Origin of the sequence: Geothermobacter ehrlichii (assembly GCF_008124615.1) — a bacterium.
GTDB classification, from domain to species: domain Bacteria; phylum Desulfobacterota; class Desulfuromonadia; order Desulfuromonadales; family Geothermobacteraceae; genus Geothermobacter; species Geothermobacter ehrlichii.
In genome coordinates this window covers 1-10,485 of sequence record NZ_VNIB01000023.1, presented here as the reverse complement: position 1 = coordinate 10,485, position 10,485 = coordinate 1, and the positions used below count along the sequence as shown (strand labels likewise).

Here is a 10,485-nt window from a genome sequence, read left to right as displayed (position 1 = left end):
CGATCGAACATCGTCTCCTCCGATTCATCTACATGCGGAGGAAACATACAACCATCTATGGTTCGCTACAACTCCACGGAAATCGACGAAGAACCGAAAGAAAAGGACATCATGCAACCAGCAATGCTCGAAGCGGGGAGCGTCCGCCGCCAGGGTGAAGAGATCGGTATGGATGAATTGTCGGGTTTCGAGAATGTAGCGGCCGGACTGGAGCTGCCAGAAGATATCGAAGGAACGAACCTGGGATGCGGCGAGTCCCAGGATCAGCATCAGGCCGGCAACGACCAGACCGCGCCAAACCCGTTCTCCCGCTCGCGAGAGACCGCGCCCCGGCATGGTCAGTCCTCGAAATTGACTTTGCTGCGGATGGTGTAGACCGGTTTGCCCTGGCCTTCGTAATAGGTGCGGGTCACCAGCTCGCCGAGCAGCCCCAGAGCGATGAACTGAACACCGGAAAAGAGCAGAAAGGCCGTCAGAATGAGCAGAGGATTACGATTGAGATTCAGCCCTTCAAAAAGTTTCATGTAGAGAGTGGTCAGGCCAGACACACCACCCAGCAAAATGGCCAGTAGCCCCCACTTGCCGAACAGCTGCAGGGGGCGGGTGGCGTAACCGAGCAGAAAACGCACCGTCAACAGGTCGAGTATCACCCGCAGAGTGCGATCGATGCCGTACTTGGACACCCCGGCGTTGCGCGGCCGGTGGTTGACCTCTATCTCCGTCACCCGGGCGCCGATCTGAGACGCGAGTGCCGGCACGAAGCGGTGCAGCTCTCCGTAGAGGTTCACCCCATCCAGAACCTCGCGCCTATAGGCCTTGAGGGTGCAACCGTAATCATGCAGCACCACTCCGGTCATTCGTGAAATCAGCCGATTGGCGATCACCGAGGGCAGCCGGCGCGACAGGGCCTTATCCTGACGTTTTTTGCGCCAGCCGGAGACGACATCGTAGCCTTCCTTCAGCCTGGCCACCAGCCTCGAGATGTCGCGCGGGTCGTTCTGCAGATCGCCGTCCATGGGGACGATCACCTTGCCACGCGCATGGTCGAAACCGGCCGCCATCGCCGCCGTCTGGCCGAAATTGCGCCGAAAACGGATCAGACGTATCCGGGAATCCTCGCCAGCCAGCTCCCGCATGACATCCCAGCTGCCATCCTGGCTGCCGTCATCGATCAGGAGGATTTCATAACGGCAATTTTCCGGATCGAGCGCGGCGCGGATCTCGTCACACACCGCCCTGACATTCTCGGCTTCGTTGTAGAGAGGAACAACTATCGACAGGTCCATGTCATGCGTCCACGGAACGAGGAGAAACGGGAAAGGGGAGTCAGCAACGAAAAACGGACCAGACCTGCTCAGAAAATCTTTCTGACGTTGACTTCCCAACGCTGCTCGTCGGTATCGTCATCAGTTCCATAGGCGTATTCCAGCCGCACCTGCAACTTCTCGAAATTGGCAGCTGCAACAAGATTCCACGTCAACAGGTCACTCCCTGTCTCCGGAACTGTGTACTTGACTTCGCCTCCCAACAAGGTTCGCCGTGTCGGATAGTATTCAGCCAGCAGGCTGTACCGTGTCACATCGGTAGTTTGCCCCGTCGCGGCCTCGAACCGTTCATACTCCAGTTCCTGCTTCAACAGGCCGATCTTCCGGATCAGACCGTTGACGTGATAGAAATTGTACGTTGCCGTCTGCCGCAGCGACAGGTCGCTGGTATCACCGGCATCAGTATCCTGCCAGAGATAATCGACCCTGCCGGTCACTTCCCAGGCCCGGCCCGGAGAGTAACTGAGCCGGGAGCTGTGCTCGAAGTTGAGACTGCCGCCACCGAAACCGCCGGGCTGGATCAGGGAGCCGGTCACCACCTCGGAAACAGGTCGTGCCCCCTTGATCAGGTTGTTCTTCATCCGCAGGCTGAATTTCCGGTTGTCGTAGTCCAGCCGGTGCTTCAGGATGAGCTGATCGTCCCTCTTGTCCCCCGTGTCGACATAATCGTAGATCAGCTCCAAGGTGTTGTCCATCCGCCAGGTGGTGGTGAATTCGCCGCGCAGCTTGGTGGTCGAGCGGAAGGTCGCCCCCCCCGTTCTATCCACTTCGGTCAGGGTGCCGACCAGGCCGTCATTGACCAGCGGCTGGATATGGATCGTAACGTTCTTGTCGGTGGTGCCATCACTGTAGGCCAGCCGCTGTTCCATCGCCAGACGGACGAACCTGCTGACCTGGGTTTCGACCCGGCCAACCGCTTCCTGCTCCCAGGCATCGACCGTCTCGTCCAGCAGGCCGTTGCCGTCGAACCGGGACAGGACATAGGATCCGTAGATCTCATATTTCGGCCGATACCGGCTGTTGGAATAGAATTCGAAGGTCGCCCGGGCCGCGTAACCGTCCCCTTCATCTCCCCCCTTGGCCTCGACCTCGATCATGGGCGAAAAGATGTAACGTCCCTGCCGGAAGGTCTCGATCCGCGTCTGCAGATAGGCGTCGTCCTCGTCGCTGAGCGGCTGCCCGGAATTGGCGAAAATCGTACCGTCAAGGTATTCCTCGCGATCGCGGCTGCCAATGAACTGAAAGCGCCAGGACGTGTTGCGATCAAGTTCGCCGCTGGCGAAAAAAGGCACCTCGAGCAACTTGTTGAGCCTGTTCCCCTCCACCTCGCGGCGGTAGGACGTGAACTCCGAAGCCCCCCAGTTGGTCCGCCGCATGCGGGAAAAAAGATGGAAATCGTAGATCCGCGATTCCGGATAGTCCTGACCGCGGACATGATCGGTGGTGGTGTAGCTGCCGTCGGCGGAAATCTTGATCCAGTTGGTGATGTTGATCCAGCGCCGGATCTGCTGATGATCGATGGTGCCGAGCAGGTAGGTCTTCTCGACGAAATCATCGCTGCCGTCCGGCTGCATGAAATTTGTATAGTCGGTATAGCGGTAGTGGAACCAGTTGTCCTTCTTGTTCAGCGACACGAAGGCCAGATTGCGCTCGCGGAAATGCTGTGGCGTGTCACCATGCACGTCACGCACGTAGGTTTCCCGGTAGTCGACCAGCAACCGGGGAAGCTGCGACAGTACATCCCGGTAACGCCCCATGTAGGAACCGTTGCGAATGCCCACCAGCAGGGTGGCGCCGCTGGTAATGTGCTGCCCGTTGGCGATGTCGGTTATGATCCCGGGGCGCAGCAGGCTTCTCTGCAATGCGGGCGAGGTGTCCTCCAGGAACGTACTCTTGTGCTCGTCGTAGGAAAAGGCATGAAAACGGAAGGGCAACCCCCCCGGCGCCAGCAGCAGCTCGCCCCGGTAGAGGATCTTTTTCGTCTCGTTGTCCAAATCGACCGAGGCCTGACCTTCCTGGTCGAGACGGGTACCGAAAGAGGTCCACTCGGCACCGAGAGACAGGTCGTATTGGCCGCCCCTGCCGTTGTGGATCAATCCCTGTTTTTTCCACAGCAGAGTGTACTGCTGGCTGAACGAGCCGACCGACAGGTCATCCAGCGTTTTGCTGTCACGCTGAAAATCGACATAACGCCACTCCGCCACCCCCTGCAATTCGGCGAAAGCCATCCCCGACCAGATCAGGATGCAGAGACAGCAAGCAGAAATGACATTGCGAAGCTTCATAAACGTTTACCAATCCTGTCAAGCGCCATACAAGGAGCCAAAAAAGTCAACCACCGGCGTGCAAGTTCCGTTCCGCAACCAAACAGGGATTTGTCCTGCATCTTCGGCTACTTGCCCCTCGAACACCATCAACAAACTCCGCTATATCACCCACCTTTACGCCGAATCGCCTGACAGCAACCAGACATAACGTAATGTGGACAACATGTGCGGCAAGAGACTGTGCTTATGCACAGTGTGGCATGCCGGCCTCCTCCACCGTTGTTGTTCGGAGCAGACACCATTGATCCCCCCCCGACACAGAAGCACCAGGGGGCCCTGCCGATCAGCCAGCCTCTCGAAGAGCCACAAATCTTCCGGGCCGGAAAATCATCTCCATAAACAAAAAAAAGGCGGGAGACCAAAAGGCCTCCCGCCTGAACATCAAGCCGTGAACCAGCTTACTTGATGTGGCAGGTGGTGCACAGAGCCGAACCGGCGTTGCTCATGTTGAGGAAGGGATCGCCGCCACCCTGGCCATGAACGTCATGGCAGGTGGAGCACCACATGACGCCATTGGCGGTGTACAGCGGCAGGCCGCCGACATCAACGTTGGCAGTCGTTTCAGCATTGAAGCCAGCGGTGTCAGCAGCCTGGACAGCACCGTAGTCCATGCCGATCGGGTGGTCGTTCCGCAGGGTGTCACCGAAAACGTTGGCGTTGCCGGTAACGTTGCTCAGACCCGCAGGCTGCACATTGCCGGCGCTGGCCGGGGGATTGAGCAGCGGATCGGTCAGCGAGGCACCGTCATGGCAGGACATGCAGAGCGGAGCGTCGGAATTGTTGACAGCGCCGACAACAGTGGACGGATTACTGTTGGTCTGGTCGAGGGTGGCGCTGTTGTACAGGTCGGCAGCGGCGATGCTGCCGCCGGGGATGCTGCGGTTCCACAGCGGGGCGAGCAGGCCGGTAGCGCCGCTGTGCGGGGTGTGACAGAAGACGCAGACCTCGTCGATGTTGGTCGACTTGATGGTCGCGGTGCTGCTGCTCGACAGATCGTGCTTGGAGTTGCGCACGGCGCCGAACGCGGGGCTGGCCAGCAGGGCGGCCGCTGCCAGCAGGACAAGAACCTTCTTCATTTCCTTACCTCCTTGATGTGGGTTGTTCGTGGACAACTACATACGCTTCAGTCGTATGAAGCCATCCGATAACGCGTTTGTGCATATACACGAGCAATCCCTGTGCCAAAGCCACAACTGCCTTACAACCGGCCCTTTCCGCACAGACACCCGGAAAAACAGCCGGGTCTTCGGCGATATCACGTCGTCATATCACTGCGCCTTTTTCTCCTCCAGCAACCGACGGGTCTTCTCTTCGAGCTGCCGCATCAGCTTCGGATCGAGCGGATGCTTCTCCAGATAGTCCGGAGTCAGATACTGCCAGATGGTCAGTCGCTTGTTCATCCCGTCGGTGATGTAGATGCGATCGTTGCGATCGATGTAGATGGCGTTGGGCAGCGCAAATCCGAGCTGATGGGTCGTCCGCTTGCCGCCGATGGCCGTCAGCGGCTTGCCGTCCGGCGTGAAGATCAGCAGCGCCGCCTTGCGGGTTTCGGCGACATAGAGATGGCCCTCACTGTCAAAAGCCAGCCCACGCGGCCCTTCGAACTGAAAGAGCTGATCGCCCCGGGTGCCAAAACGGTACTTGTAGTTGCCGTCGGCATCGAACACCTGCACCCGGGCGTTGAACTGCTCGGCAACAAAGACATTGTCGTCCTTGTCGATGGCGATACCCTGCGGCCCGTAGAGGTTCCCTTCTTCACCGCCGGGCTTGCCGAAATCGAACAGATGTTTTCCTTCCAGGTCGAAGACCCGCACCACGTGGTCCTTGACGTCGGAGACATAGAGCCGGCCAAGCCGCTCGTTGAGCGCCATGAAGGTCGGTTTCTTGAAGACATCTCCGCCAAAGGTCATGATCGGCTTGCGGGTTTCGACAGAAACCACCCAGATCTGCTTCGAATAGGCGTCGCTGACATACAGCCTGCCCCGGCTGTCAAGCGCCAGACCGATGGGAAGGCCGATGACCGGCTGTTTGAAGAAAAGCTCGTTTTTGCGCCGGTTGAAATCGATCACCCGGATATTGTGAACGTCGAGATCGGCGACATAAACGACGCCGTCACCGGCGCTGGCCACCCCCATGGGCTTGCCGAAATAGTGCTGGTCCCCCTTGCCCAGCAGGGCCTCAGTCGCCTTTTCCGACTCGGTCTTGGGAAAATTGTCTTCGGAATGAAAGGAGACAATCCATTCCAGGCGCGGTCTGTCCGGCGGAGCCGGCCAGAGAACCCGCAAAGGCGGTTTCGGCTTGGCGCAACCGGCCAGCATCAGCAATACGCAGAGAAGCAGCAGCTTGCCAGATCTGATCATGGGGCATCACTCCCTGAAGTTGGATTTATTTGCGATGGCACTTGCCGCAGAGCCCGAACCGGCTGCGGATGCCATTCTGGAAATAGTACTTGCTGTTCCCGCTGTGCGGGTCGTGGCAACCGGTACAGGACAGGTCCCGTCCCGGCCGTGAAGGATCGGGCACACCGGAAAGAGGATGCGACTCCCCGCTTATCCCCCTGGCGACATGCGGCACACCACGGACACTGTCGTGGCAGGCAAGGCAGAGATCGTTGATCGGAGCCAGAACCTGGGCCGGGTTGTCAGTAGCGTGCGAATCATGGCAGACGGAGCAGAGTCCCGCCGCCACCGGACCGTGCACATAGGGACTGGACTGGAACTGCCGTATCTGCTCGGCATGACATTCGCCGCACAGACCGGCATCACCGTCCTTGCGCACGGCGTAACGTGTCGACCTGCCGTTCGCGTCATGACAGTACGCGCACCGCCAGACGCCCGCCGGGCCGTGCACATATTTGTGATTGAGCCGCCGCTTGTGACAGGAAGCGCAGGGATTCTGCGTAGCATCGGCCACCTGCAGCTCGACCTTGTCGGGGTTCATGTTGTGACAGGAAGCGCACAGAGCCTCGCGCTGTGGCGTATGCATCCGGAAAGGGCGATAGCCTTCGGGTGGCGGCGCCAGCGGATCGACCTGATACCAGATTCTGGCCTTCGCCTCGGCCAGCTTTTTGCCGCCGGCATAGGCCTCGACCCTGATGCTGTTCTCACCGGGGTCGAACTCCGGCTGCAGGATGAGAAAATCGCCGAAAGCCGCCTTGTATTCGGGTGAAGAAACATCAATCATGTCGGTACGGCCGCCGTTCAGCTCGATGATCATCCCCTCGATCGCAGGAGATGTGCCTGCCTTGACAATGACGAAATTGGACCGGGTAATGGACGTGCCGTCAGCCGGGTAGACGATTTCCAGGGCCCCGCCTGAAGATACCAGGCCGACCAGCAACATCCCCGCAAACAGCAACGACAGCAACAGCCTTTTCATTGTACGCACTCCACTCAGCGTTTTGCCGGTTTCTTTCTTTTCTCCAGGGCTTTCTTCACCGTCGGCGGCAGAAAGGCCTGCCCCGGCAGGATCGGATGTTCCTGCAGATACTCCGGCGTCAGATACTGAAACTGATGATACATGCGGTTCAGCGAATCGACCACCCAGATACTTTCGGTGCTGTCGACATCGATTCCCTCCGGCAGGTAGAAACCGCCGGGCGACACCTTCCCGCCAACGACCGGGCTTTCACCGCCAACAGTCAGAAGATAGTCTCCTTTGGTGCTGAACACCACAAACTTGTGCGCCTGCGAATCGGTCACATAGACAAGACCCGACGGACTGACGGCGATCGATTTCGGGATCATGAACGAGCCGAGAGCCGTGCCGCGCTCACCGAACCGGCGCAGAAAACGTCCATCCCGATCGAACACCTGCACCCGGGCGTTCATGGCGTCGAGGACATAGAGATTGCCCTCCGCGTCGACATCGGCATCGACCGGAAAGTTGAATTCACCTTCCGCCACGCCTCGCTTGCCGATCGCACCGACATGGCGCCCTTTGCGGTCGAAGAAATGGACCTGGTGGGCCGATGTATCGACGACATAGAGTCCGCCTCGCACCGGGTCGAAACAGATACCGGTTGGACGCTTGAGTTGTTCCGACGCCAACATTCCCGCAGCCTTTTCGCCGGCGTCAAAAATGAAAATCCTGCGAGCCATGGAATCGGATACATAGACCCGGCCCATATCATCCATGGCCAGCCCCGCCGGCAGCTCGAAGAGAAAATCGCTCCCCGACGGATAGCGCAGAAAGCGGATTTCATGTTTGTTGAAATCCCAGACCATGACCTTGTTCAGAGCCTGGTCGGCAACAAAAACCCGTCCCTTGCCGTCGGAGACGATCGCCGAGGGCCGGACAAAAACCCGCATCGGCGGTTCCTTGCCGAAAATCGCTTCTTCCAGCCAGTCGTTCACCCCCCGCCGGACATCGTCCCGGGCGTGGTAGAAATTGATGTACTCGATCTTCGGCGCGATATCGCCCGGCGGCCAGAAGAAACGTTTGCGCGGTTGTTCCTTCTGCGGCACAGCACAGGCGGCCAGAACGAGCACGGCCAGGCAGGTCAGGACGGTTCTCACAACTCTCGATTTCATGGACTTGACCAACCCGTTCATCAATCGTTACGTACCGGCCGCACCCGGTCATACGACTTCGGTTTGTGGCAACCGACGACACAGGTGCCACCGGTTTCGGTCTGCGTATGGTTGATCGGGATCTGCCAGCTGCCAAACCCCGGAACCTTGCGCCGGATCAGGTGATCCTGCTCACCGCCATGCACATCGTGACAGGTCCGGCAAACACGCCCCTTGCGCTTGTTGACGTGTACATAGTGGATGTTGCGATCCCCGTTGCGGAAACCGGTCGCCTGCACCGTCCGCGAGTATTCAAAGGTCTCCCACTTGTGACACTTCAGGCAGAGGCCATAATTCTCCCGCCGGTAGGGGCTGTAAAAACCTGCCGGATAGGTCCCCTTGAGCAATGGTTCGACCTTGGAACCGTGGGGAGCGTGACAGGCGACACAGCGGCCGTTCCTGACCGGCTGGTGCTGGGAAGCGCTGGAGGCGATCTTTTCCTGGATGTCGTCATGGCAGGTGAAACAGATCTCGGTCTGCGCGACACTGAACATCCGCGGCTGACCGGTACCATGGGCATCGTGACAGACCGTGCAACCCTCTTCGAGCGCGGCATGTTTCGACGACGCGTTCTTTGCCAGCTCCGCCTCCTCTTCATGACATTGCGCGCAGAGTTCGTCACCTTCGGCCGGCAGCATCTTCGCCTGCGGCCCGCTGTGCGGATCATGGCAGTTGATGCAGCCGTCGGCGACCGCGGGATGGACGTTCTCCATCTCTCCCAGTTCGGCCTTGTCATCGTGACACATGAAACAGAGTTCGTTGCCGGGCGCCGCAAGCTGGTACTCGGTATCAGAGGCGTGCACGTCATGACAGGAGAGACACTCGCCGTCGGCGACCGGCGGATGGTCGAACTTGTCGGCCGTCTTGTCGTCGTGACACTGGTAGCAGAGTTCGCTCCCCGTCGCCGGCAGCATCTTCTCCTTCGGGCCGCCATGTGGACCGTGGCAGGTCGTACACTCGCCGGCGGCGACCGGCGAATGCACCGCGGCCTTGCCTTCGGTCTTGCTCTCGTGACACTGCTCGCAGAGCTGCGCCCCCTCTTCCCGCAACATCTTCGGGTTGGGGCTGGCGTGCGGGTTGTGACAGGATGTGCACCCCTCTTCGAGAGCGGGATGCACCACCTTCATGCCTTCTGACGGATCGTCGTGACAGCTCAAACAGAGCTCGTTCCCCTCAGCACTCAGCATCTTCGGCGCATCGCCGGCATGCGGGTCGTGGCAGGCGGTACAGCCATCCTCGAGCGCCGGGTGGACATGCTTCATCCCTTCGGTCGGATCCTCATGGCACGTCAGGCAGAGCTCCTTGCCCTCGGCCGGCAGCATCTTCGGTGCCGGCCCGTCATGCGGATCGTGACATGAGGTACACCCTTCTTCGAGAGCCGGGTGAACATGTTCTTTGCCACCGGTCGGATCATCGTGACAGCTCAGGCAAAGCTCGTTTCCTTCATCACTGAGCATCTTCGGCGCATCGCCGGCATGCGGGTCGTGGCAGGAGATGCACCCCTCATCGATGGCGGGATGATGATTGGGGCCACCCTCCTTGTCATCATGACACATGAAGCAGAGCACGTTGCCCGGCTGCAGCAGAAAATAGGTGTTGGCCGACTGGTGCGGGCTGTGGCAGCCGGTGCAACCATCCTCGAGGGCGGGATGGATGTGCTTTTTGCCCTCGGTCTTGCTGTCGTGGCAGAGATAACAGAGGTCGGTGCCGCGGGCAGCCAGCCTGAAGGCCCCCTTCGTCCCCGGATGTTTCCTGCCGGTCGGTTCATGGCACATATCACAGCCGTTGGCGGCAACCGGCCCGTGAACAACCCTGGCCTTGCCGAGAACGGCATGACATTCCGACGTGACACAGGTATCGGCCCGAACCGGCAGCCCCCAGAACAGGCAGAGCGACAGAACAGGCAGCAGCAGCATCAATTTGCCCGACATTCTTCTCCTCCCGTCAAATGACAGCCGCCGAAAAGGCCAAAAGACGGCCGGTTTCCGGCGGTCGGCAGCTCCCGACAATACGGGTCGGTCGCGGAATTCAGGTTACAAAACGAAAAGGCGGTTCCCGCGCAGTTCACTCGAGAGCTGCCACTGGGAACCGCCCGTTCTGCATAATGCAAGCATCAGACCATGGACCGTCAGGTGCTCAATCTCAGCTTCCGCCGTAGGAATGCAGCCCCGACAGCACCAGGTTGACACCCAGGTAGCAGAAGATGGTGGCGGCGAAGCCGAAGATCGACAGCCAGGCCGCCTTCTTCCCCACCCAGCCACG

General features: G+C 59.5%; 8 protein-coding genes and 1 pseudogene. 1 reads left to right on the top strand and 8 read right to left on the bottom strand.

The window, feature by feature from the left end; translation table 11 throughout:
* A partial coding sequence (locus EDC39_RS15045) for a hypothetical protein (protein WP_222862895.1) occupies nucleotides 1-375 on the top strand: 375 nt, incomplete at its 5' end.
* Here EDC39_RS15045 and EDC39_RS15040 read toward each other — a convergent pair.
* The 8 genes and pseudogenes from EDC39_RS15040 to EDC39_RS15890 all read right to left on the bottom strand — a co-directional run.
* Nucleotides 339-1,286 carry a glycosyltransferase family 2 protein gene (locus EDC39_RS15040; RefSeq protein ID WP_148897214.1) on the bottom strand — a complete coding sequence of 316 codons (948 nt, stop codon included), beginning with the start codon at nucleotides 1,284-1,286 and terminating at the stop codon, nucleotides 339-341. The two genes, EDC39_RS15045 and EDC39_RS15040, sit on opposite strands and share 37 nt — an antisense overlap.
* A 68-nt stretch (nucleotides 1,287-1,354) precedes the next feature.
* Nucleotides 1,355-3,610, bottom strand: coding sequence for a hypothetical protein (locus EDC39_RS15035; protein WP_148897213.1), 2,256 nt, complete (start codon nucleotides 3,608-3,610; stop codon nucleotides 1,355-1,357).
* A 440-nt stretch (nucleotides 3,611-4,050) separates the two neighbouring features.
* The gene (locus EDC39_RS15030; RefSeq protein WP_148897212.1) at nucleotides 4,051-4,728 is read right to left on the bottom strand and encodes a cytochrome c3 family protein; all 678 of its coding nucleotides are present in this window, start codon (nucleotides 4,726-4,728) and stop codon (nucleotides 4,051-4,053) included.
* Nucleotides 4,729-4,920: 192 nt separating this feature from the next.
* Nucleotides 4,921-6,012, bottom strand: coding sequence for an NHL repeat-containing protein (locus EDC39_RS15025; RefSeq protein WP_148897211.1), 1,092 nt, complete (start codon nucleotides 6,010-6,012; stop codon nucleotides 4,921-4,923).
* Between the two features lie 25 nt (nucleotides 6,013-6,037).
* Nucleotides 6,038-7,030 carry a cytochrome c3 family protein gene (locus tag EDC39_RS15020; protein ID WP_148897210.1) on the bottom strand — a complete coding sequence of 331 codons (993 nt, stop codon included), beginning with the start codon at nucleotides 7,028-7,030 and terminating at the stop codon, nucleotides 6,038-6,040.
* A gap of 14 nt (nucleotides 7,031-7,044) precedes the next feature.
* On the bottom strand, nucleotides 7,045-8,184 hold the full coding sequence (locus EDC39_RS15015; RefSeq protein WP_187426829.1) for a 6-bladed beta-propeller: 1,140 nt from the start codon (nucleotides 8,182-8,184) through the stop codon (nucleotides 7,045-7,047).
* 20 nt (nucleotides 8,185-8,204) lie between these two features.
* On the bottom strand, nucleotides 8,205-10,154 hold the full coding sequence (locus EDC39_RS15010) for a cytochrome c3 family protein (RefSeq protein WP_148897208.1): 1,950 nt from the start codon (nucleotides 10,152-10,154) through the stop codon (nucleotides 8,205-8,207).
* 211 nt (nucleotides 10,155-10,365) lie between these two features.
* Nucleotides 10,366-10,485 (bottom strand): annotated as a pseudogene (locus EDC39_RS15890) (c-type cytochrome biogenesis protein CcsB); the annotation flags it as partial.